The sequence below is a fragment of the Bacteroidota bacterium genome, from assembly GCA_034439655.1.
Classification (GTDB): Bacteria; Bacteroidota; Bacteroidia; order UKL13-3; family UKL13-3; genus CANJUD01.
This window is the reverse complement of record JAWXAU010000031.1, coordinates 1-25779: the sequence shown is the minus strand read 5'-3', so window position 1 is coordinate 25779 and position 25779 is coordinate 1. Positions and strand designations below refer to the sequence as shown.

The 25779-nt window shown below is 35.9% G+C and carries 18 protein-coding genes and 2 pseudogenes; 12 read left to right on the top strand and 8 right to left on the bottom strand.

The window, feature by feature from the left end:
- Positions 1-99 precede the first annotated feature (99 nt).
- Positions 100-4464, top strand: coding sequence for a gliding motility-associated C-terminal domain-containing protein (locus SGJ10_01970; protein ID MDZ4756891.1), 4365 nt, complete (start codon positions 100-102; stop codon positions 4462-4464).
- A 394-nt stretch (positions 4465-4858) separates the two neighbouring features.
- Positions 4859-5023: a hypothetical protein gene (locus tag SGJ10_01965; GenBank protein MDZ4756890.1), complete on the top strand. Its 165-nt coding sequence runs from the start codon at positions 4859-4861 to the stop codon at positions 5021-5023.
- A 196-nt stretch (positions 5024-5219) separates the two neighbouring features.
- On the opposite strand, the gene SGJ10_01960 is transcribed toward SGJ10_01965, so the two are convergent.
- The gene (locus tag SGJ10_01960; GenBank protein MDZ4756889.1) at positions 5220-8087 is read right to left on the bottom strand and encodes a T9SS type A sorting domain-containing protein; all 2868 of its coding nucleotides are present in this window, start codon (positions 8085-8087) and stop codon (positions 5220-5222) included.
- Between the two features lie 309 nt (positions 8088-8396).
- Here SGJ10_01960 and SGJ10_01955 point away from each other — a divergent pair.
- From SGJ10_01955 to SGJ10_01940, 4 genes and pseudogenes are all read left to right on the top strand, one after another.
- Positions 8397-8816: pseudogene (locus SGJ10_01955) on the top strand (GNAT family N-acetyltransferase).
- A gap of 690 nt (positions 8817-9506) precedes the next feature.
- Entirely contained in the window at positions 9507-11156 is a 1650-nt protein-coding gene (locus SGJ10_01950; protein MDZ4756888.1) for an NADH-ubiquinone oxidoreductase-F iron-sulfur binding region domain-containing protein, read from the top strand.
- A gap of 163 nt (positions 11157-11319) precedes the next feature.
- Complete coding sequence (fdhF, locus tag SGJ10_01945; protein MDZ4756887.1) at positions 11320-14097, top strand: formate dehydrogenase subunit alpha; 2778 nt, start codon at positions 11320-11322, stop codon at positions 14095-14097.
- A 476-nt stretch (positions 14098-14573) separates the two neighbouring features.
- Positions 14574-14762, top strand: coding sequence for a hypothetical protein (locus SGJ10_01940; protein ID MDZ4756886.1), 189 nt, complete (start codon positions 14574-14576; stop codon positions 14760-14762).
- Positions 14763-14836: 74 nt separating this feature from the next.
- Here the strand turns inward: SGJ10_01940 and SGJ10_01935 are convergent, their stop codons facing one another.
- Positions 14837-15883 carry a T9SS type A sorting domain-containing protein gene (locus SGJ10_01935; GenBank protein ID MDZ4756885.1) on the bottom strand — a complete coding sequence of 349 codons (1047 nt, stop codon included), beginning with the start codon at positions 15881-15883 and terminating at the stop codon, positions 14837-14839.
- 465 nt (positions 15884-16348) lie between these two features.
- On the opposite strand from SGJ10_01935, the gene SGJ10_01930 reads away from it, so the two are divergent.
- Positions 16349-17542: an O-antigen ligase family protein gene (locus SGJ10_01930; protein ID MDZ4756884.1), complete on the top strand. Its 1194-nt coding sequence runs from the start codon at positions 16349-16351 to the stop codon at positions 17540-17542.
- A gap of 31 nt (positions 17543-17573) precedes the next feature.
- Entirely contained in the window at positions 17574-18071 is a 498-nt protein-coding gene (locus SGJ10_01925) for a YdeI/OmpD-associated family protein (protein MDZ4756883.1), read from the top strand.
- 74 nt (positions 18072-18145) lie between these two features.
- On the opposite strand, the gene SGJ10_01920 is transcribed toward SGJ10_01925, so the two are convergent.
- The 6 genes and pseudogenes from SGJ10_01920 to SGJ10_01895 all read right to left on the bottom strand — a co-directional run bounded on the left by SGJ10_01920 (position 18146) and on the right by SGJ10_01895 (position 23654).
- Positions 18146-18565 carry a hypothetical protein gene (locus tag SGJ10_01920; protein MDZ4756882.1) on the bottom strand — a complete coding sequence of 140 codons (420 nt, stop codon included), beginning with the start codon at positions 18563-18565 and terminating at the stop codon, positions 18146-18148.
- 229 nt (positions 18566-18794) lie between these two features.
- Positions 18795-19673, bottom strand: coding sequence for a pirin family protein (locus SGJ10_01915; protein MDZ4756881.1), 879 nt, complete (start codon positions 19671-19673; stop codon positions 18795-18797).
- A 359-nt stretch (positions 19674-20032) separates the two neighbouring features.
- Positions 20033-20863 carry a serine protease gene (locus SGJ10_01910; protein MDZ4756880.1) on the bottom strand — a complete coding sequence of 277 codons (831 nt, stop codon included), beginning with the start codon at positions 20861-20863 and terminating at the stop codon, positions 20033-20035.
- A 72-nt stretch (positions 20864-20935) separates the two neighbouring features.
- Positions 20936-21865 carry a leucine-rich repeat domain-containing protein gene (locus SGJ10_01905; protein MDZ4756879.1) on the bottom strand — a complete coding sequence of 310 codons (930 nt, stop codon included), beginning with the start codon at positions 21863-21865 and terminating at the stop codon, positions 20936-20938.
- A 12-nt stretch (positions 21866-21877) separates the two neighbouring features.
- Positions 21878-23062, bottom strand: coding sequence for an SAM-dependent methyltransferase (locus SGJ10_01900; protein MDZ4756878.1), 1185 nt, complete (start codon positions 23060-23062; stop codon positions 21878-21880).
- Positions 23063-23112: 50 nt separating this feature from the next.
- Positions 23113-23654: pseudogene (locus SGJ10_01895) on the bottom strand (pyridoxamine 5'-phosphate oxidase family protein).
- A gap of 333 nt (positions 23655-23987) precedes the next feature.
- On the opposite strand from SGJ10_01895, the gene SGJ10_01890 reads away from it, so the two are divergent.
- From SGJ10_01890 to SGJ10_01875, 4 genes are all read left to right on the top strand, one after another.
- Positions 23988-24536: an RNA polymerase sigma factor gene (locus SGJ10_01890; GenBank protein MDZ4756877.1), complete on the top strand. Its 549-nt coding sequence runs from the start codon at positions 23988-23990 to the stop codon at positions 24534-24536.
- A 12-nt stretch (positions 24537-24548) separates the two neighbouring features.
- Positions 24549-24857: a hypothetical protein gene (locus SGJ10_01885; protein MDZ4756876.1), complete on the top strand. Its 309-nt coding sequence runs from the start codon at positions 24549-24551 to the stop codon at positions 24855-24857.
- A gap of 128 nt (positions 24858-24985) precedes the next feature.
- Positions 24986-25198, top strand: a complete 213-nt coding sequence (locus tag SGJ10_01880) for a hypothetical protein (GenBank protein ID MDZ4756875.1) — start codon at positions 24986-24988, stop codon at positions 25196-25198.
- Between the two features lie 50 nt (positions 25199-25248).
- Positions 25249-25596 (top strand): Imm5 family immunity protein, encoded by a 348-nt coding sequence (locus SGJ10_01875; GenBank protein ID MDZ4756874.1) that lies wholly within the window; start codon positions 25249-25251, stop codon positions 25594-25596.
- The last annotated feature ends 183 nt before the right edge of the window (positions 25597-25779 follow it).

The window sequence follows — 25779 nt, the reverse complement described above, 5'->3', positions numbered from 1 at the left end:
GCACAGACCAACAGTCATAGTGTTTTAAAACAAATTTTGTTAAATCGTTTTTTAATTGTTTATTTGAAGTTAAATTATTGTGAATATTAAGGTTTCTTGATGAAGAAAAATTTACTTGTATTACTCTTTTTCATTTGTATAATCCAATGCAGAGAAACTAAGGCCACCCACATGATGGGGGCTGACATTGAGTATACATGTCGCGGCAAAGACACTTTCGATTTTATTATTCGGGTTTTTAAAGACTGTAAAGGTTCGCAACTTAGCCCCATACAAATGACTATAGATGGAATTGGATGTTCGTATACCTCCAGTTATACCATGACCCAAATATCCTGCAAGGATATTACCCCAGTTTGTAAAACCAGTTGCTCTAAATGCGACCACAATAATTGCAATGCCGATGGGAAACCTAATGGTACCAATGCTGCTTGTTCGTTTGCTTATGGAATTGAAAAAGTAATATTCACACAAACGGTAGTTTTTACAGGCACCAATTGTTGTAAATTTCGGGTATCATACTCTCAGGCTAACCGCAATGCAGCCATTAATACTTGTTGTGCATTGGAAGTCTTTTTTTCGTATGCTGAACTTAATCGTTGTATAACTCCCTGCAATAATTCTCCTACACTAACCAATGACCCAGTAGCTATGTATTGTGTGGGCAATTGTATATGTTTCAATAATGGAGCACGCGATACTTCCAACTTTGATTCTATATCCTATCACATGGCTCCTGCATATAATGCCTTGAATTCTAAATGCACCTATGTAGGTTCATATACTTACCAATATCCTTTATACTATGATGGTTTCCCCACCACAAAAAAATACAATGACAAAACCTGCAAAGGATGGTTATTAGATTCAATAAATGGTGACTTATGTTTTAAACCTATGCAACAACAATCGGCAGTTGTGGTGATAGATTTGAAAGAATGGCGAAAAGACTCCAATGGGAAGATGGTGCAAATAGGACTGACTCGGCGAGACATGCAATTAATTATTGTGGCCAACTGCACCAATAAGGCACCTAGCTTGCCCTCCGCATCGCAGGTAGGGTGTGCAGGCGATCTCATCTGTTTCAGTGGAATAAAATCGAGCGACCCAGATTCGAAAGACACCGTGCGGCTCACTTGGAATTATGGCATACCCAAAGGCACCTTTACTTCAAAATTCAATGGCAGCAAAAAACAGGAGTTCGATTTCTGTTGGCAAACAGTAGATAAAGATGCAAGCAATACGCCCTACTTTTTTACTGTGAAAGCAATAGACGATGCTTGTCCACTTAGTGGTCAATTCTCGCGTAGCTATTCTATCTTGGTTAAGAAAAATCCCAAAGCATCTAGAAAATATACTAACTTGGCATGCGGTCTTTTAAGAATGGAAGCCACGCCACTAAATCTCAATAAAGCGAAAGAAATTTTCACTTACCAATGGACTGTACCTTTTCCTGGCGGCTCCAAATATAATGTACAAGATACAGTTCACCAGTTTCATACAAGTGGGCAACATATTATACGATGTGAGGTAACAGTAAATGGCTGCACCATGGCGTATGATGATACCATAGATATACCTCCTTTTGTATCGGTCGATATTGGCCCCGATTCTATCTTATGTGCTGGTAAAACCCTTTCATTAAAAGCAAAAGTAACGGACGGTATTAAACCTTTCAGATACCTTTGGTCACCTGGAGCAGCGGGTGATACATTATCAACTTTCGCTATAGACACTTTCAATTCTACTTATATTGCTTGTATGGTAAAAGACAGTTTCGATTGTGTTTCGTATGATACTATGATATTGACTATTATGCCGCCACCGCCTGTATACTTAGGCCCCGACAAAAGAGTATGTAAAGGCGATAGTATTACTTTCGATGCGGGCGATAACAATGGCACGGGTAATGTGAAAGCTTATATATGGACTGACATGGCCACCAATACTACTATTGGCACTAATAGATATATAACTGTGTGGGACTCTATCACCTTGGTCGCTACCGTTTATGATTCAACGGGCTGCGTGGGTAGAGATACAGTTTGTGCATTCTTTAATCCCAAAGTAAAATTAAATGCGGGCCCCGACAAATACCAATGCTATGGTGACTATACAGATATTAAACCCACTGGTGCCGATTCTATTATTTGGTATGACCTTGCTACTGGCAACTTAATACATATTGGTGATTCATTACGTATGTCTTTTACCGCAACAACCCAATTGGTTTTGCACGGAATTAATACTTATGATAATGTATCATGCGAAAATTGGGACACGGTGCAAATTGATTTAAAAAGTCCACCCAAATTGGATTTGGAAATACTTCAGGGCTGTGTTGACAAAGGATATAATACAAAACTAACTTTAAAAAATGCCTATGACTCCATAACAGGACAAAGTATCAAGAGCATTTGCACTTGGCAATGGTCGGCTACTGATTCTTTATTAAAATCATGTATGGATACAGTGAAAAATGAAGTTGATATCAAAAAATTAGGAGCAACCTATGCATGGGGCACCAAACAAAATGGGCCCTATTGTATTATAACTTGCTTTACAAATTATGGTTGCAAAAAAGTTGATTCCATTAAATTAATCGTTGACCCACTGCCCCCGATAAAAATCAAACCGTTGAGTATTTGTATCAATCAAGATTCTGTGAAACTTGACAATCGAGCCTACCCCAATGCAGGAGGCAATCCTGTTTCAACACTTGGTCAAAAATGGAGTGGTAATGGTATTGTGCAGACTGGTACAAGTTGGTATTTCAAACCTAAATTAGCAGGATTAGGCCAACATATTATCACCTATGAGTATGTAGATATTAACTCATGTAAAGCATCTGATACACTTTCATTTTTTGTAAAACCAATTCCTGTTGTTGCACGAATAATTCCTAGTCCTTTATGCTGCACCGATGGTATTCAGGATTTATGGAAACTTACCAAGGCAAGCCCCATCACAGGTACTTGGCATGGCACAGGAGTTTTAGATTCTATATTAGGTACCTTCGACCCTGCACTTGTTTTAAGTCCTAACAATGTTGGAGCTTCGCCTGTTGCTTCCAATCTTATATTTTATGTAGATGGATTTGGTTGCCCCGTTTCTGATACCTTCCAAATTACAATTAACCCAGTTCCATTAGTTGATATCCAACCTGACCGTGATATATGCTTTGACAGTATACCTTGGAATTTACCAATGTATAATAATCCTGGGGTGGTATGGATGATAGACACTATCATAGCTCCATATAGTACATTTAGTCCAGGCACCTGGGGTATCGGTCCACATAAACTTACTTTCTTATATACTAACCCAAATACGGGTTGTAAAAACAAGGACTCTATGACGCTTAATGTGATAGAACCACCAATTGTCAAAATTAAACCCGTTAATGCACTTTGTGCAGGTGAAAGTTTTACCGTAGGCTGCACTTTTAAAAATGCTAGTGGGGTTGCTTGGCTTAGTTCAGGCGGAGGTGTATTTATTGCACCAAATGACACAATAACGGGTTATATACCTTCAGCTACTGATATAACCAATGGCTTCTTTTTATTAGAAGTGAGAACTACTGGCAATGGAGTCTGCAATTTGGCAATTGATACTTATACCGTATTTATTTTTCCAGTTCCAGTTCCTACACCTTTGGTTTTGCAAAAGAGCTGTTCCCCATTAGATGCGGTTTTTGCAGCCAGTTCACAAATCCCCAATTGTATATATACTTGGGATTTTGGCGACCCAGCAAGTGGTACTTTAAATAATGCAACTACCGCCGACAAAGACTCTGTAAAACATTTATATATTAATAAAACCAATCAAGTAATTAAATTTACTGTAACATTAACAGTTACATCGCCACAAGGTTGCGATAGCACTATGGTATGGAATAATATAGTAGAAGTTTATCCAAACCCCATTGCCGACTTCGAACCCAAACCTAGAAAAGCTACCATTGCATTGCCCCGAATTAGATTTGCTAATTTAAGTAAATTTGTAACTGACAGTACCAAATGGGAATGGAAATTCGGTGACCCATTAAATGGAACCTCTACCGATAAAAATCCAACCTATTGGTATGCAAATACCGATACAGGAACTTATATAGTTTTTATGAAAGCCACCACCGAATATGGCTGCGTGGACTCAACCGAACAGACTGTGCGTATAGGGCCTGAGATGCTCGTATTTATACCCAATGCGTTTACGCCCGATCCATTTGGCCCCATTAAGAACAACCGTTTTTGGGTTGAGGCAAGTAATTATAGTGAGTTTGAAATATATATTTTTAATCGTTGGGGCGAAAATGTTTTCTACTCAAAAGACCGCTTACCTGGATGGGATGGAAAATTTAAAGATGAGGAATGCCAAGTAGATGTATATGTATACCAAGTGAATATCAGAAACTTTGAAGGTAAATGGTTTCATTATAATGGTACGGTGCATTTGATAAGGTAGTGGATTTGGTTCGACGCTGAGAATGGGGGACACTTACGGCTATAAAAGTACAAAGCGGTAGGAAGTTAAAAGTGCTGACGCGTACTTTATACCTGGAAGTTAGAAGTTAGTTCGCCGCGACGAATAGCAGTTATGAGCAGCGTACCTTTGGTATTATTAAAAGTCATCTGATCCTTTTAAGAATCTTTGAAAAAAGTATTATATATAATACCTCTTGTCCTTATGGGTTCAAATTTATACCGAAACTCAATATATAATAGTCCAAAAGAAAGGGACTAATCCCGAATGCTTTCGGGATTAGTTCGGCATTACCATTCTTAAACTAAAATAGTCCAAAGACTATTTTAGTTTAAGAATGGTATAATTATATATTGATACTGGCGACATTCGAAATATGGCAACTGTTATTTTAATTCCAATTTATCATTATCATTGTTTCGAAATTGAAAAACAGATTGAAGACAAAAATATAGAAGCTAACAAAAATAGAAAAGAAGGTGACCTTAGAATTCAAATTGAAATTAATGGAAACAATAGTGGTATGGACGGATTTATATAAATTGAAAAGGGAACAAAAAAGGTTCTTCATTGTGGTATATCGTTACAAAGTTAAGGCATCATAGCTGTATGGAGCAGAATGCTATTGTGCAGTTTCGGGTGTTTTCCACTCGACACAACTTCGCCGATTCGCACAAAAAAAGCCAGACATAAATGCCTGACTTTTTCCAATTAATTATTTATTATTCGCTGCCTTCTTAGTCCTTTTGCAAGAATATCTTTTTGCTTATGTTTGCATCGGCTGTTTTTACTTGTAAAATATATAAGCCTGTTGGGTATGCTGATAAATCAAGCGTTTGAGCCCCATTGGTTAAGTTGCCTGTTGATAAACTTTGCCCCGCAACATTATATATTACATAAGAGCTATTACCTTTATTCCACTCAAGTTTAACGATACCTTGTGTAGGATTAGGATATATTTTTATTCCCTCTGTTTGGTCTATATAGTTGAGTCCATTAAAGCAATTAATGGTACGTGAAGTACATATGGTAGTATCGCAATTATTGCAAGTATCAGTCACCTTCACACATATTTTATAAGTGCCATTATTAAAAATTGCATATTTCAGTATATAACCATTGCCTGCACTGTTTCCATTTACAGTCCACTGGTATTTGTAACATCCATTTACTTTAAACGACACATAGGCATTCACAGAAGATATACTTGATTTACAACTATCCCACACATATACATGAGGTGTTTTACTGGCCCAATTACATTTGTTACTGTTTCCTAAACAAGTGACAACAAGTGAACTGCAGAAAGTGGTATCGCAGTTATTACAGGTATCGGTTACTTTCACGCAAATATTATAAGTGCCATTTTGTGTAACTGAATAATTAAAGTAAGCTATATTAGTACCTTTATCATAACCATTCACTGACCATTGATATTTAAAACACTTGGCTAAATTACTATTGAATGAAATATTTCCTATCAAACTAGCAGAGCCATTTTTACACGTATCTTTAAAATAAGTATAGGGGTAGCGAGATGCCCAGTTACAGGTAGTATTATTGGTAAAGCAGGTTACCACATGCGAAACACAAATAACGGTGTCACAATTATTGCAGGTATCGGTTACCTTCACACATACTATATATGTCCCGTTTTTGGTTATAGCATACTGCATTAAATAGTCATTACCTGCACTGTTTCCTGCAACTTTCCATTGATATTTAAAACATCCTTTCGCTTTAAATGAAACATAGGCATTGATTGTATTTGATTTAGAATTACAACTATCCCAAATATATACATAAGGGTATTTACTGGCCCAATTGCAAGTAGAGCTACTTCCGAAACAAGTAATTGAGCGTTTGCTGCAAATAGTGGTATCACAATTATTACAAGTATCCGTAATTTTTAAACATACATTATAATAACCGTTTTGACTTATTGGATAATTAAATTTAAGCCCCTTGCCCACAACATTTCCATTTACTGTCCACAAATATTTGAAACAACTGCTACCACTGTTTTGGAATGATACATATCCATTGAGCGACTGGGTGGTATTATTACAAGTATCCCAGAAATATGTATATACTTTTTGACTTGCCCAATCGCATTTCGAGCTGCTACCGATACAGGTAATGTTGCGTTTGCTGCAAATGGTGGTATCACAATTATTGCAGGTGTCCATTACTTTTATGCACACATTATAATAACCATTTTGGCTGATAGGATAATTAAATTTATATCCAGTCCCGACCTTATTCCCATTCACCGTCCACAAATATTTGAAGCAACTGCTGCTACTGCTTTGGAAAGATACATAACCATTTAGCGACTGGGTTGTATTATTACAGGTATCCCAGAAATAGGTATATGTATACTTACTAGCCCAATTACAGTTAGAATTGTTACCAAAACAACTGAAAGTGCGTTTGCTGCATATAGTGGTATCGCATTTATTGCAAGTATCCGTTATTTTAATACATACTTCATAAGTACCATTTTGTTTGATTGAATAATTAATATAATTCGAATTGGTGCCGGCACTATTCCCATTTACAGTCCATTGATATTTAAAACAACTTGTACTATATTTAAAAGCTACATAAGCATTAAGCGATTGCACCGTGCTGGTACAGGTATCAAAGTGATTTAAATATGGATATCTACTTGCCCAATTGCAAGTTGAGTTATTACCAAAACAGGTAATGGTGCGTTTGCTGCAAATGGTGGTATCACAATTATTACAGGTATCAATTATTTTTACACATAATTCGTAGGTACCATTTTGTGTAATTTGATAGTTGAAAATATATTTATTACTATCTACTAAAGTTCCGTTAACGCTCCATTTATATTTGAAACAACTGGTGCTGTAATTTTTAAATACTATATATGCATTCAACGATTGGGCACCGCTTGTGCAACTGTCCCAAAAAGTTGCATAAGGATTTCGTGTTGCCCAGTTACAAGTTTTATTACTGATACAACTAATAACACGGCTACTACAAAATGTTGTATCACAATTATTACAGGTGTCGGTTACTTTACAGCAAAGGTTATAAGTTCCGTTTTGTGTAACATTATATAAAATATATAATGAATTTGTGCCAATGCTATTCCCATTTAGTGTCCATGCATACTTAAAACATTTACTTAAATTGCTATTAAAAGAAACATATCCTGTCAACCTTCCAGTGTCACTATAACAAGTGTCTTTAAAATAAGTATTGGGATAACGGGCAGCCCAGTTGCAAGTTGAGTTAAAACAGGTAATCGTGCGTTTGCTGCAAATGGTGGTATCACAATTATTACAGGTATCTTTTATTTTGATACAAACATTGTAAGAACCATTTTGGGTAATATTATAATGCAGCAGATAGTTACTATCCACCACATTTCCGTTTACTGTCCATTCATATTTAAAACAGCTTGTGCTTACTTTGAAATAGATATAAGCGTTGAGTGATGCTTTATTATTGGAACAACTGTCCCAAAAAGTTGCATAAGGGATTGCCTTTGCCCAACAAACTTGTGCTTTTGCTTTTTGAAAGGTAGTGAGAGAAACGAAACAAATTAGGATTGCGTAAATGAGTTTTTTCATGTTTTAGTAATTGCTTAAGTTTAATAGACAATTTTTTTTACAAAGGGTTGCTTCAATATTTTAAAGTAATTGAAACTATGTCAGATAAGGGGCATAAATATATTGTGGCCATTCAGTTTCCTGTGTCAAATTAAAATCCAGATGCATTGTCATTTTCTGCTTGGGTTGTGGTTGGCGGCCCCGCAAGCTTGCAGGGTGACTCGGACATCTTAGTTCATAATATGTTCTGAGCATATATATGTTTCATTTTCTCCTAAAGTTCTAAGTAATCCCGACATTTGCGGGCATTGAGTTACTGAACGATTAAGTATCGAGGCTTTGCAGGCAGATGACAGCCAATTTATTTTCGAACTTCTGAACAGTCCTACTTGGCTTAAATATATTGGCGACAGGGATATTAAGAATTTGGATGATGCCCAAAATTATATTATCAATGGCCCAATAAAAAGCTATGAAATTCATGGCTTTGGATTATACAAAGTGGCATTGAAAAATAATGATACCCCAATTGGGATTTGTGGTTTGCTGAAAAGAGAGGGGTTGGAGGATAATGATATCGGCTTTGCTTTTTTGCCAGAATATGAAGAAAAAGGATATGCGTATGAATCGGCAAAAGCAATTTTGGATGATGCTTTTTAAAATTTGAAAAATGAAAGAATTGTTGCTATTACAATGAAGGAAAACAAACAATCTCCTAAGCTACTTGAAAAATTAGGATTGCGATTTTAAAAAAATATTTCGCTACCGAATGATAACGAAGAATTGGTATTATTCGCAAATGTGGGTATGGAAAATCATTGCAAAAATTATGAATAGAATAATCCGGATGTGCATAATCTAGTTGCTGCTAGCTAATTGCAGTTCAATAAAAATTGTTAAAAAATATATAGCCAGGCATGAACAAATTGATAGTTGAACAAACTAATACATCTGCACCAAATTCAGTTTAAGCAATTGAAATTGGATTCATATCATATTGAAAAGACTTATCCATCTAGTTGCATTTTATTACAATTGAATGGGAAAAGGCTAATGGCAAATAATACTGTTGATATAGCTGAAAACCTTAATATAACTGATAGTTTATTAAAGACTCTAAACGCCCCCGATTCAACAAAAAGATTATTTGAAAGGTTCGTTAAGGATCAAATTAAAACATATAACTTTTAGATTTGCCAATGTCTGTTCTATCGCCCACCATATAAGGAGTTATACAACCAGTGTATTGAGTAATGACAGAAACGGTCTACACAAATCTACACCCTGTGCATAACCTTTAAATTCTGCAAAACCAATAGGATTAAAAATCATTAAATTTGCCCAGTAAACAAAAAATAGAAATATTGCAAAAATTGCGTATTTTTGTTTTGAAATATCAATAAATCGCAATCAAAATAAATCCTCTTTTTATTATAAGAAATGTCGAAGAATATAAGTGAATTATCAGGCAGAAAGGGCCTACAGGAAAATCTTTTTGAAGAACTTGGAATACTTGCAAAATCAGAAGGAACGCCGAACAAGCAAGACTTAGAAAAACTAGCCGATGAGTTTCTTATAGGTAAAGCCAATGTATATGGCAGTGCGTCGTTTTACGATTTTACCCGTGAAGCAAACAAAGGCAAAAAGATATATATTTGTAATGGCAGCTCCTGCATGACTGCTGGAACACAGGACAAAGTTCACGAAAAAATAGAGAAACATTTTGCCGCGAATGAAATTGGTGAAATGTGCTGCCTTGGCCGCTGTCACGAAAACAGTTCATTCTATTATGATGGAAAAAATTATTCAGGCGATGCCATCGAACAAATCGAACAAATTACCAAAGGAGAAGCAAAACCAACAGATGAATATCATGTGGAATCATTAGGTACTCCAGTGCTCACAGAAGAATTTCCGGGTATTGATGAATTCTATAAAATATTGGCTGATTGTCTGAAGAAAACCCCCATGGAATTATTGGCTGAACTCAAAACATCGGGTGTGAGAGGCAGAGGTGGTGCAGGTTTCCCCATGTCGTTCAAATTAGAAAGTTGTAAAAATACACCCAGCAATACCAAATTTGTAGTATGCAATGCCGATGAAGGCGACCCTGGTGCTTATAGCGACCGGTACTTGCTCGAGCAAAGGCCACATGCAGTTTTGCTCGGTATGATTATTACTGGTTATATCATTGGTTCAGCTACGGGAGTATTATATATTCGTGGTGAGTATCCCGAAAGTATCGATATTATAGAAGACGAACTTGGAAAACTATTAGAGAAAAACCTGATTGGAGAAAATATATTAGGTTCTGGATTTAGTTATAATTTTAAAGTTATCCGAGCACAAGGTGCATATATATGTGGCGAAGAAACTGCCTTACTTTCCTCTATCGAAGGACAAAGACCCGAAGTGCGTGTACGCCCGCCCTACCCTGCCCAGCAAGGGTTATTCAATAAACCTACTGTAGTAAATAATGTAGAAACACTTGCATGCGTTCCTTGGATTATGCGTGAAGGGGGCGAAAAATTTGCAGCCATCGGAAGAGGAAAATCTACAGGAACGAAATTGGTTTCCTTAGATGGATTTTTCAATCGCCCGGGTATATATGAAGTAGATATGGGTACACCACTTTCAGTTGTGGTAAATGATTTGGGACAAGGATTTAATGCCGAGATTAAAGCTTTGCATATTGGCGGTCCGTTAGGTGGAATGGTTCCCGTAAGCAAAATTAATGAACTCACAGTGGATTTCGAAAGTTTCAATCAAACAGGATTTTTATTGGGACATGCATCCATAGTTTGCTTACCAAATAGTTTTCCTATGATACAATATTTGGAACATTTATTTGAATTCACAGCACACGAAAGTTGTGGCAAATGTTTCCCTTGCCGATTGGGAAGTACACGTGGTCAGGAATTATTAAACAAGGCAAGAACGAGCGATTATAAAATAGACAAAACATTATTGACCGATTTGATAGAGACCATGGAGATTGGCTCTCTGTGTGCTTTAGGCGGGGGCGTTCCACTTCCTATCAGAAATGCACTCATGTATTTTGATGATGAATTAAAACCTTATTTTAAATAATAACTATAATATAAATAATTTAAAAACTATCAATGAATCATCACAGTTTCCACTATATAAGTCTCCTCTGAGGGGAGATATAGAGGGGCTTTAAATATATAATATCATGGGAATTAAAAACGACAGCATAAATACAATTACTGATAAAAATGAAAAAACAGTAATGAAAGAAAAAACTTCACTACCTAATAATGCTGGCAGTGCAGTCGATATCAAAGTAGCATATATAGATAATGTGCCCTATGAAATAAAACCGGGTGAAAGTATATTATCATTTATTAAAAGAAATTTTGGAGAAGAATTAGTTCCTACTTTATGCGATGCCCCCAATCTGGAGCCATTTGGTTCATGCCGTGTATGCAGCGTGGATGTAGCTTTACAGCAAAATGGCCAAGCAAAAGCACAAGCATCGTGTCATACTCCAGTTATGGAAGGTTCTTATATATATCCTTCGAGCGATCGTATACAAAAGTTAAGAAAGAATATTATAGAGTTGGTACTTACCGACCACCCTTTAGATTGCTTGACTTGTGAGGTAAATAATAATTGTGAACTACAAGAAGTTGCTGCCAAAGTTGGAATTCGTGATGTGCGTTATCCCGAAGGAAAAAACCATCTGGATAGAAAAAAAGATTTGAGTCATCCTTATATGACTTCCGATATGAGCAAATGTATAAATTGCTTCCGTTGTGTGCGTGCATGCGATGAAGTACAAGGACAATTTGTATTAAGTATGGCAGGTCGTGGATTTGATAGTCATATAGTAAAAGGATCGGAAGTTACGTTTAATGAAAGTGATTGCGTAAGCTGCGGAGCCTGTGCTCAGGCTTGTCCTACTTCTGCTATCAGTGATATATTCGAATCGAAATCTATAGCCAAAGCAGAAACAACAAGAACTATATGTACCTATTGTGGTGTGGGTTGTAACTTAGAAGTTGCTACGGTAAATGGAAAAGTAAAAAGTATACAAGCACCATTTGATGCCGATGTAAACAAAGGCCATACATGTTTGAAAGGGCGTTTTGCATTTTCGTTTTATAATCATCCTGAACGTTTGCGTACACCTTTAATTCGTAAAAATGGAGAACTTGTTCCAGCAACTTGGGATGAAGCATATACCTATATAGCTGATGAATTAACAAGAATTAAAAATGATTTCGGGCCTGATCAAATAGGCGGAATTTCTTCTGCACGTTGTACCAATGAAGAGAATTATTTAATGCAGAAATTTATTAGAAAAACTATTGGAACTAATAATATAGATAGTTGTGCTCGTGTTTGCCACTCTCCTACTGCTCTTGGTATGCAGCGTACTTTTGGAACAGGTGCTGCTACCAATTCTGTAATAGATTTGAACTTTACAAATTGTATAATGGTGATAGGTGCAAACCCTACCGATGCACACCCAGTAACTGGTGCAAAATTGAAACAGTTTGCCATGAAAGGACCTAGTATTGTAATAGATCCTCGTAGAACAGAAATGGCGAAATATGCTACTTATCATTTGCAATTAAAACCTGGGACCAATGTAGCGATGATGAATATGTTATTATATTATATCATCAGCGAAGGCTTGGAGGACAAGGATTTCATCGAAACACGTACCGAGGGGTATGATGATTTCAAAAAACAAATTCTTGCAAATAATATAGATGACCTTTCTACTATAACAGGAGTTGATAAAGAGCTTGCACGCAAAGCAGCTATTGCCTATGCAAGTGCTGAAAATGCAATGTCATTTCATGGTTTGGGTGTTACAGAGCATTCACAAGGCACCTATACAGTTATGCTTATTGCCGACCTTGCTATGATAACAGGAAACATCGGACGACGTGGTGTAGGAGTAAATCCATTGCGTGGACAAAACAACGTGCAAGGTGCAGCAGATATGGGTTGCCAGCCACACCAAGGTGCAGGTTATTATGATGTAACCAATCCTGAATATCATAAAATGTATGAAGATTTTTATGATGCAAAATTGCCTATGTATGTAGGTAAAAAAATCCCACAGATGTATGATGCTTGTTTGAATAATGAAATGAAAGCTATGTGGCTAATGGGAGAAGATAATGTGCAAACAGATCCTAATACCAATCATGTAAAAGCTGCTTTGGGAAAATTGGATTTGCTTGTAGTACAAGAAATATTTATGACCGAAACTGCGAAGATTGCCCATGTAGTTTTGCCTGCTGCTTCTTTCTTAGAAAAGAGTGGAACATTTACAAACGGCGAACGCAGAATTCAACGTGTAAATCAGGTAGTCGAACCCATTGAAGGGACAAAACCTGATGGACAAATTATTATAGACATCATGAACAAAATGGGTGCTAACGAACCTGATTATGATGCCGAAACTGTATTAAAAGAAATTGCACAAATAGTTCCTTTCTTTGCAGGAGTTAAATGGAATGAACTAGGCGACCAAGGCAAGCAATGGCCTGTATTGCCCGATGGTTCCGATACTGAAATTTTGCATATAGACACTTTCAAACGCGGCAAAGGAAAATTCCAAAATGCCGATTGGAAAGAGAGCCAAGAATTGGTCATCAACAAAAAAGAATTTCCTTATATTATAACAACCAATCGTGAATTGGAACATTATAATTGTGGTACCATGACACGCAGAACCAATAATGCAAAAATATTAACCGAAGATACATTAATGATTAATCCTGCTGACGCAGCCAAGCATTTTATTACGGAAGGCGATTGGGTTTGTATAGAAAGTGCCCGTGGCAAAATTGATGTGAAAGCACATATAACCGATGAAGTTTTGCCTGGTATATTATCCTCTACTTTCCATTTCCCCGAAATACGCATGAACGATATCACCAGCAGCGTTGCTGATAGTGAAGCCATGTGCCCCGAATATAAAGTTGTGGCTGTGAATATTAGAAAAAGCAAAGGGAAGTATAAGGCGGAGAAGGAAGCTAGTATATAGTATCAAGTCGCTAGTATCAAGTATTGAGTCGCCAATAGTATACTTTTCTAATAGTTTGTCATGTCGTCCCGCAAGCTTGCGGGAGAGACATCTACGATTTAAAAACCTTACTATACTTTTCAGCAATGTGAGATCCCTCTCCCGAATTCTTTCGGGACTGGGAGGACAAATACTTGGGACATTTTCCAAAAACAAAAATCACGAAAGCGAAATGTAAAAATAAAGTCTACATTTTATCTTGTACCATTTCTTAAACTATAATAGTTCTCCGCCTGTGGCAGATTAGTTTTTAGAATGGTAATGCCGAACTACATCCCGAAAGCATTCGGGATTAGTCCCCCTTTTTTTGGACTATTATATATTGAGTTTCGGCATTAGATTAAACTATCCCAATCTATCCCACTCATAGATTAAAACAAGAAAAAAGTTTGGCAGTGGCCAGCTTACAATAACAATTTATAAATTAAAAAACAATCATGAAAAAGTTAATGATTCTAGCCCTAGTAGCTATGTTCACCTGCTTCAGTGTTGCAGCCAATGCAGGCCCAGGTCCAAAAGCAAAACACCAACATGCCAAACAATGCCACAAAGGCAAGAAAGGCAAATGCCACAAAGGGTCTCATAAAGGCGGCCCGAACAAAGCACCCAAACCTAATAACCAATAATCTGGTGAACAGTTTTGCAAATAAAAAAGCCACTTCAGAATTTTGAAGTGGCTTTTTTGTTGTCTATGTTTTTTTTAATTCTTCACAAACCTACCTTCTATAGCACCACCAGTATTAGTAATTCCACGATAGAAATATATTCCATTTTCTAAATCAGCAATATTTAAAGTATTTATCCCTTTATACAATTTGGTATTGCTTAATACTTGTTTTCCTTCGGCATTATATATATTTATTTGCTGATTTGCATCGCAATTTATATATATTATATTGTTTGCAGGATTAGGATATATATTTGTATTCGTTGCACTGATTACATTGTTTATTCCCAATACAGAACTTGAGCGATAGTCAGCACGCGAAATATTATTATTTGAATCCGCAGAAAGTTCTAATACTTTGTCTCCTTCGCCCTGGGCAAAGAAAAGGTAAGAAGGATTTGTATTTGGACTTGGTGGAGCAAATGGTGCATTTGTCCACGATTTGGTGAATGTATTATGAATTTCTATTTTTATTTTTTGATCATTCCACGTTTTTAATCTTAAACAATTTGTATAAGTTTTATTAGGTAATTTCAATTGCCCCCAAGCATCTACGTCGGTATATGATATAACGTTAACAGAAATTCTTACCGAATCGAGGAATGGGATAGTATCAACTGGAATTGACTGAACAAATTTAAAAGAATCAATAACTTTACCACCGTAAGTCATAGGCATATTGAGGGTGTGAACTTTTAAAACCAAAGCATTTGCAGAAGGATCTAATGGATTACCAAAATAACTCCATACACCTGTTGAATCAATTTTGATAAAACTTTCGCTCTTGTTGCGTGAGCTTACTGAAACTAAATTTGCTTCTGGGAATTGAGCATACTTCGGATGATCACTGGCACGCGAATATTTAAGGGTATCGTAAAGGTCGGCACCAAACACGGCACTATAATCCCATACTTGGTTAGTGCCTCCAGCTCCAATACTCACACCCGATGAAAATGAAGTATCTCGAGCAAGGATGTACTTCTCCCAAGCTTTTGGAAAATCGTTTTGATTAAGCTTAACCTGCGAAAATGCAGATACCGCACATAATAATGTTGTAGTAAATAATAATATTCTTTTCATTTTTGCTTTGTTTTTTATTCTGCGAAAATACGTAACAATGGTTAATTATTAGGGGTTAATGTTGCTTACGCCTATTAATAATGACATTACTAAATCAGTGCATAATAAAGATCCCAATTGGATACCGCCGCACAGCATTAACTGCTAATAATTAACCATTATCCATTACTTTTGTGCCGGGGCTGGAGTATAAGAAAAATTCAACACTATTCATATACCGACTGAACCAAAGTAACAAAACCAGGCTTCGGCCTACTTGTAGGAATGAGCTCGAAAGAGTGTAACGGTAGAAGGTTGCGATACGGCGGAGGTCAAATCCTATTAATTATGGGATTTTTCTACCGGCCCCGTTTTTATTGAATGATTGAATGAATTTTTCTGCCGCGGCGGATAATGATTTATTCCGCTGCGGCAAATTATGATTTAACTTCATTCCTAAATCCTAAATCCCTTATTTTTGCCTGAGTGATTTTATCAAATCCCGCACACATATCAAAAATAAAATTTGTTCAATCCATTGCTGCTTGCTCTGTGGCTGCGGGTTTAGTGTTGGGGCATTTCCCAGGTTTAATGAGTTTAGGTGCTGTATTACTTTTTCTATGCGGTCTATTACTCAACAATGCAAAAGATTGGAAAAACAATATATATATTGCATTTGCACTATATTGGTTTTGGCAACTTATAAGTGGGTTGTGGTGTGATGATATACCTGAATGGCAATTAGAAGTTACCCGCAAAATATCTTTCATACTGATCCCTGCCGGGCTTATAGTGTGTAACGCCCAGTTGGTAAAAAGTGTCCTTACTACTTTTTGCTTGGCTGTATTATTGGTGGCAATTTCTAGCGTGGTAAATTATTTTATACATTATGATGAGATAAATATACAAATAACCAAATCAGTGGGAATGCCCATTGTATCTGGACTATCACATATATACTTTAGCATTTTTAATGGCCTAGTAGTTTTAATTTGTTTCCATCTATGGCGGAACAGTTTGGGGAAACAAAAAATGTGGCTGGCTGCAAGTATTATATTATTAGTTTGCCTTCATATATTATCTTCTCGCACAGGATTAGCTGCTTTTTATATTACTTTATTTTTGTTACTAATACAATTGGTGGTAGTAAAAAAACAATGGAAAACTGCGTTATTGTTAGGTCTTACTGCTATATTAATTCCTATTGGGGGGTATTATACTTCTACAAGTTTTAAGAATAGGATTGATAATACCGTTGAAGATATGGATCACTATTTCAATGGGAAATATCTAAATTATTATTCTATTTCAATGCGTTTTGAAGCATGGAAAATATGCTGGAAAGTATTTGAAGAGCACCCTGTAATTGGAGTGGGCGTTTCTGATTTACCAAACACCATGACTACACATTATGATACAAAGAAAATAGGACCAGAAGTGCGGTTGCAAGAAGCACACAACCAATATCTAGAACAGTTGGCATGTTTGGGTATTATAGGTTTATTATCACTTATCTTTATATTATATACCATCATCAAAGGCAGGGGAAGTTCCTTTTTGGCTTTGTCAGTTATCGGAATATTTGGTTCGGCTTTCTTGTTCGAATCAGTTTTGGAAAGTCATAATGGCATAGCAGCATTTGCCTTGTTTGGAGCACTAGTAGTAGGAAGTAAAAAATAATAATATCTGTTTAAATAATATATAGTTGTCGATGGTATCTTTTACAACACCCTTAAGAAAATTTGCTGATAGAGGAGAAAAATCGGGTTGGACATATATAGGAATATCAGAAGAAATTGCCTCGCAAATCAAGCCCAATACCAAAAAATCTTTTAGGGTAAAAGGGAAATTGGATAATTATACTTTTAAAGGAATGGCCCTGCTACCAATGGGCGATGGTGGTTTTATATTGGCAATGAACGGAGAGGTTAGGAGTAATATTGGCAGGCGACAAGGGGATATGATTAACGTGCAAATGGAGGTCGATAATAGTCCTATTATATATGATCAAGATTTTATGGAATGCCTAGCGACGGAGGAAAATGGATTAAAGTTTTTTAATACTTTGGCAAAATCGCATCAACACTATTTTTCGAAATGGATTGCCTCGGCAAAGACAGATGAAACAAAAGCAAAACGCATTATGAGGGCTATTAATGCACTCAACCGAAATATGGGCTATTCTGAAATGTTGAGAGAGAAAATATAATATATCAATAAACGTCTATCTAAATAGAGATCCTTCTTATTGAAGCAATACTCAGGATGACGATACCATATATATTATAATGCCTGCATCCTATTGTTCTTAGGATTGTGTTCTAACTCTGCCAATCCCAATTCTTCTAACAATGGCGGCAAATACATTCCGAAACGGCCGCGAAGCCCCTTCTTCAAACCATACCATCCACCAACCGGGTTTTTTTCTGAACGGCCCCAAGCTTCTACCGTTCCTTCTGTTACAGGTTTCTGCTCGTCAGCACTGCCAAGGAAAATCCAATTGCCATGTTCTTCTAACATATTATGAAGGTCATTTATACAACGATAATCATAATGTAAAATGGTTTTTCCTACCACACAAACTAATATATCTTTTCCGTCTTTTGCTTCTTTATACATTTCGTATTCTGAGGTGCCCGGAGGAGTTTTTAATTTCCAAGGATTTTCCTTTGTTCCTTTGGAGAGGTTAAATGAATTACTCATGATATTATAATACTTACTTGATTGGTTAGACGGGGCGAAGTTATGGTATTTTTAAATACAAGTCAATAATTTTTATTGTAGAAAAAATATAATAACATCGTTTGGAGTAGCGACTTCATCCTGTTCGCCACGGTTAATATTTTAGTGTATTAGATTCTGAAACAAGTAAAGAATGACGGCAGTGAGTTTTTCCAACTACTTCATACTTTATACTTCTCGCCGCGGCGGGCTAACTATCTTGTACTTCCCCTCCACTACTGGCGGCCAAAAACCCCATCTTGCCCATCTGATAATCTCGCATTGCTTCCATAATTTCTGTTTGTGAAGTCATTACAAAAGGGCCATAAGAAACCAAAGGTTCATCAATAGGTTCACCCGCCATGAGCAAAAGTTTTGCGTCGCTACTTGCTTCGAGCAATATATCGCCATCACCGCTTTCAAATACAATCAAATTATGTTGTTTGGCAACTTGAATATTATTTATTTTCATTTCGCCTTCCAATACATAAAAAACAACATTACTAGTTGCAGGAAAATTAAATGTATAATGACTATTTGCTTTCATTCGTAGCATAGCAGTGAATACATCCGAGTTTGCAGGACCTTCATAATCATTATACTTTCCCGAAACCAAGCGAAATTCCACCCCTTCTTTTTCTATCAAAACTATTTCATTTGAGGTAATAGGTTGGTAAGAAGCGGGCTGCATTTTGAGTGCACGCGGCGTATTCACCCATAATTGTATTCCCTGATAATGCCCTCCCCTTTCGGCAAAATCTTTATCAGCTTTTTCGCTATGTATAATACCACGACCTGCATTAATCCATTGCACTTCATTGTCATGAATTACTTTCTTATTTCCCAACGAATCTTCGTGCTCCACTGCTCCCTCAAACATAAAAGTAATGGGACTAAACCCACGATGTGGATGCGGTGGCACATTGAATTTTGCTTCGCCAGGTAGCATTTCTTTGTCGAAATGATGCAATAATATAAACGGACTAATTTGCTCCAAATCGCCAACTGGCAAGGCTTGTCTTAATTTGATATCACCCATCATTACTTCGGGTGCTAGTAAAATACGTTTTACTTTCCTTGTGTTTTCCATTGTCTTACTTGTTTGAATATATATATAACAATTGTAATTGAAAGATGTTTTTTTTGTCAGTCTGTCCGCTGCGGCGGATATCGAAGACTGTAACGTTTGTATGTTTCGATAAACTCAACATGACAAACGATAAACTCAGACTAACAATCTACACGGCACTTTCACCGTTTTCCAAATCCTTGTTGTAACAGTTACTTTCAATTTATTTTCGAAAAAATTATAGTTCAATTTCGTATTTCTATATCCATTCGGGCAAAACAATTAAATAACTTTATATATTCATTTTTATTGTCTTCTACCCACTTACATTGATACCGCGGAGTATGGCTATATAGGTTTGCATATATTATATAATAGTTTTATTCTGCAGATTGATATTTTATTTGATGTTTGTTGAGCAAAGTTTCTATTGTAAATGGATGCACACCGATTCCCACATTGAAAAACTGATTCTCTTCTATCACTTGTCCGTTTACTTCTATCGTGCCTTTAAAACCTAAAGGCAAGGTAACATTCTGCGATTGTATGGCATATATATTTCCTTCCACATCAAATATAGGTCCGCCGCTTTGTCCTTTCAATCCGGGCGATGAAGTTTCCAAAAATAATACATCCATAGTGCCATCTTTCGATTTCCCCATCTTCATATTTCGAGTATATATTCCTTCGATGGGAAATAAGGGAATGGGCAATAAATTGGGTGGCAAAGTAAAATCTTTGGTACTTGGATTAAATGTCGCTCTCACTTCCACAAACGGGAAACCTAGCTTACACAAGCTAGTTCCGGGACTTATATTGTTTGCTTTTTTGATTTTAGGAAATATAGTTTGTCCATGCAAAATCTGAGGGTCAATCCTTAAAAATGCCAAATCATGTTCTTGATATATATGACTTTCTATAATATTTATTTTCTGTCCACTAAGTAAAATAGCAAAATCTGTAATCCATTTACTGTTAGGAATTAATGAAGTATTTTGATCCTTATTTTGTTCATGTATTTTCATCTCATCCTTATGCTGATTGAATGCAAAAGCAGCACCCAGGTTATGAGCTGCCGTAATAACCCAGCCTTCATTGTTTAATACTACGAATGAGCCCAAACCACTGTCCACAGTATTGTCGTAAAACCGCATGGCTACTATTAGTGGATGCGTATATTTATTGGCAATATTATATGCTTTATTGAACATGATATATAAATTAGATTTCGCCTTTCTCCATATAATTGACCATTCTTAAAATCGTGACATATTGACCAAGTATTATACAAATACAATACAGCCTCTTTCTCTTAAAACTTCAATACAGCTAGGCAATTCCTTGAAATTATTCCACCGTAAATCCAATTTCTCCAAAGTGGAAATATTGGCAATACTACCAGGGAGTGAAGTAAGTTGATTGGCTCTCAAATCCAAATACACTAAGCTTTCCATCATAACTATTGATTCCGGAATTTGCTTTAATTTATTTTTACGTAAATTTAATTCTGTCAATAATTCCAAGTTTGAAATTGTGTTTGGAAGTTCTTCTAAATTATTTTTTTCGCAACTTAATTTTCTTAATTGTTTTAAATTTCCAATACTATCAGGGAGTATACTAATTTGATTATCCATGAAATAACATTCTCTCAAATTTGCAATATTACCAATGCTTTCAGGGATTTTATTCAGCGAATTATTATATAATCTCAATTCTATTAAATTAGTTAAATTTCCTATTGAATCAGGTAAGGAAGTTAATTTGTTTTCTGCAATATTGAGATATAATAATGATTGCAAATCGCCTAAACTTTCTGGAACAATTGTAATACTATTTGTACTGAGATAAAGGAATTGTATATTAGTCAAACCACCAATGGAATTAGGCAGCTCCTCCAAATCATTATGCCCAATATCACACATAGTTAAGTTTGACAAATCTCCAAAACTATTAGGCAATTTTGATATATGATTATTCCCTATATTAAATATCTCAAGATTTTTTAATTGACCTATACTTTCGGGAATTGAAGTTAATTGATTGCTAAATGCATTTAATACTTTAAGATTGCCTAGATTTCCTATATCATTGGGGAGTGCTGTAAGAGAATTTCTATCAAGCAATAATTCTTCTATATCATTAGTTAATTCAGGCAACTCGGTCAAATGCGTGCCAATCAAATCTAAAACTTTATTATCTAAATGTGTGGTCAATTTACTATTATATTATAATCCCAACAATCTTTCTAAATGGTGATAAGTGATTCCAAAATATGCTTTGGCTTCTTGAAATTGCAATAAGATATCTTCATTCTTTTCTACTTGCTTTGTATTTTTGACAGCTACTATCATAACATTCTTGGGGGTATGAGCATCTGAAATAAATTCCATAACTTTGGTTTTATATCCAAAATATTCCAATATCATTGCACGCATACCATCTGTGACCATCTCTGCTTGGCGTTCCAAAAATATTCCATGTTTGGTTAAAAAATCTATATCATTCGATGTGGGGTCTTTCTCCATCTGTCTGCGAATTTGCTTATGGCAACAGGGTGCAACTACTATCAAATCTGCTTCTGAATTGATTCCCTTGTATATGGCATCGTCTGTAGCAGTATCGCAGGCGTGCAGAGCAATTAATATGTTGGTTCCTGCACTATCATATTCTTCGATGGTTCCTTCTACAAAACCAAGTTTATCATATTTCGATTTTTGAGCAATAGTATTACATAATTCTACCAAATCTTTGCGAGTCTCCACCCCTATCACTTCGGTTTGTATCTTTAATACATTCGTCAAATAATCATATAATGCAAAGGTTAGATACCCCTTTCCACAGCCCATGTCCACCACTTTCTTAATTTTTTCTTGCGGCATATCTTTAATCAACGAACTAAGAATCTCTATATAATGATTCATTTGTTTGTATTTATCCTGTGCATTCTTATATACATTACCAGCATCATCTGTTATTTTCAATTCGTGCAGGTAAGCTTTGTCCTGTGCAGTAATAATACGCTTCTTGGCGTGGTCGTGTTCTGTTGAGATAGCAGCAGTTTTAGTTGCTTTGAGCTTTTTTACAACAATTCGTTCATTGTTAAAATTCTCCAATTGCAAATCAAAATCCGCAGTAAATAAAGTAGCAAATCTAAAACCTTCATTCAATGATTTTTGTGTAAGCTCGATTGCTTCTTTTGCATCATAGTTTTTTACAATATCTTTGGTTTTATATCTATAAGTAAAGTTCAATTTCTCTTCGCGTTTGATCAATATTTTTTTGATATATATATTCTTGAGCTGATCTTCGTTCCCTTTATAATTACCTAATGACAGGCTTACAAAAACATTATCTGCAATACTTTGCTCGATACTAGAAGCAAATGATTGTATATTATCTGTGATATTCATCTATATTTTTTAAGGTGCAAATATACCACTATATAATCGATTGATCGGTTTTATATATTTGTGGGCAGTCCGTCCAAACTCACCGAATTCTTTTCTGCGATATAATCTTCAAGTCTCTTCTCACCTTTCTTTTCAGCCCAATGAAAGTGTATGGTCTTTTCACCTTTGTACTCATAATTAGGAACTCCATACCCACATGATGTTTGGATTTTGTATTGTCAGCAACAATTATTTGCCTTGTACTAGGATATATTTTAAAATTTGTTGAAAGTTCTTCCCATCCTGAATCTTTAGGCGAAACAGTATAAGCATTCCCATATAAACGCAATATATTAGGCACTTTGTCGAATGAACAAAACATAAAAGTAATTCGCCTATTTTCAAATATATGTGCAGCCGTTTCGTTTCCGCTACCAATCAAATCCATATAGGCAACTTTTGTTGGAGACAATATACGAAAAGCGTCCAATCCCTTGGGTGACAAATTGATATGTCCTTCGCTAGTTAATGGAGCAGTTGCCACAAAAAAAATATGTTGTTTTGCAATGAATTCTCTAGTGGAATCTTGGATGGTTTCATGAAATTTTCCCATAATTATTATGTTGTAAGGCTACAAATATAATTAAAACATTAAAAATATGTATCCCGTTTTTTGGCATATATATCAAAAGCCAGAACAACCTTTTCTGGTTTTTGTCTTCCCGATCCCGAACGCTTTCGGGAAGGAATCGACGATGCGTGAATTTAACACATGGTTAATGGCAGCAGAAGATGTCTCGCTCGCTCGACAAGACAAATATACCTAGCATTTCCTTCTAACTATTTATATGCCGGCTTTTTTTCATTATCCTTGCACAAAAATTTAAAGTAAAACTCAATCCCATTCGTCTACCAATAAAAAAAAGGAGATGAGGTGGAAATTGCAATGCAACGTAATAGACAAAATATAATACAAACTGTAAATGAATATAGCAAAAAAATGTTGTCATTCATCCGCAGCAAAGTAGCTACCGATGAAGATGCAGAAGATATTTTGCAAGATGTGTGGTACCAGTTTAGCAATATTACTGAGGTAGAAAGTATCGAGAGCATTAGTGGCTGGTTGTGCCGCGTAGCAAAAAATAAAATCACTGATAATTTCAGGAAAAAGAAAACCGAATCAATTGAAGATTTTTGGTTGGTGAGCGATAATGGGGAAGTAAATTTTAAAGAAATTCTTCTCAGTAAGAGTCACAATCCAGAAGATGAATATTTCAAAAAAATATTTTGGGATGAACTAATGAATGCACTGGACGAATTACCCGAAAAACAAAAAACGGTATTTATTCAAAATGAATTAGAAGATATAAGTTTGCAAAAAATTGCAGACCAAAGTGAAGAAAATATCAAAATCATTATATCACGTAAAGGCTATGCTGTAAAGCACCTTCGCGAGCGACTCAACAATTTATACAAAGATTTTTTACAATATTAAAAATATACAATTATGTACAATAAAAGATTTTATCTGTTCCCCATTTTCGCCCTAGGATTTATATTACTTGGTGGATTAGCCGTGATGCTTTTATGGAACAATATTATGCCCGAACTCATCCCCACAGCAGGCACACTCACTTATATAAAAGCCATTGGCTTACTAATCCTTTGCCGCATCTTATTTGGCGGCTTCAAAGGCCGTGGCGGGCGACCACCTATTAAAGATAGTCGGGCCATGAAAGAAAAAATGATGAACATGACTCCTGAAGAACGGGAAAAATTTAAAGCGGAGTGGCGAGATAGGTGTGGTAGGAGGTAATAAAATTGCGTTGAATAAATTAGAAAATCAATACCCTAACAAAGTTAAATATAGAAGGCTATGCATCATAAAACTCATTAAAACACGGTCACGGAAGCTATCAATCAACCTCGTTCAGAAGGTTAGGTATGGATTTCAATTTGGAAGAAAATTTTATAGTTTGCGGTATACAAAAATTTGAAACTGAAGATTTGGAAATAGTAGATGTCTACAGATACGAGGGAGATTCAGACCCGGGTGGCGAGGCAACGGTGTATGGTTTGGAATCTAAATCTAGATTGAAAGGATTTTGGTTACAGGCTACGGTGCGTCATTTGACTCAAAAACAGCAGCCATCTTAAAGAAATTACAAATGAGAGAATAATACCTTATTATAATAGTGTTTGGAGTGATGAAATATAGCGATATAAATATATTAATAAAGGATAAATCATGGCACAAAATATTGACTTTATGGGCGGCTGCTTGTGCTGAACATGTATTACCTTGGGTTGAAGAAAAAGTTCCAAATGATATGAGGCCGAGAAAGGCTATTGAAGCAGCAAAGGAATGGGTAAATGATGAACTCAAAATGCTTGATGCCCGCAAAGCCGCATTTGCTGCCCATGCTGCTGCACGTGAAACTGAAAACAAATCAGCAATAGCTGCAGCGAGGTCTGCGGGTCATGCAGCCGCAACTGCTCACGTTGCAATTCAATATATGCTGCTGACTATGCATGCAAAACTTTCAAACTTTTAGATAAATCAGAATCGTTAATTTCTGCCGAACGAGATTGGCCATTATTATCCTTGCAAGAAATGATAAAGAATCAAAATTCTCCGATAAAAATTAATCATATTAATCTGTGAATTATATAAATTAATTATAAAGATATATAAAACTCTTTCTTATAATCTACTTATTTTTGTCACCTTATTTATC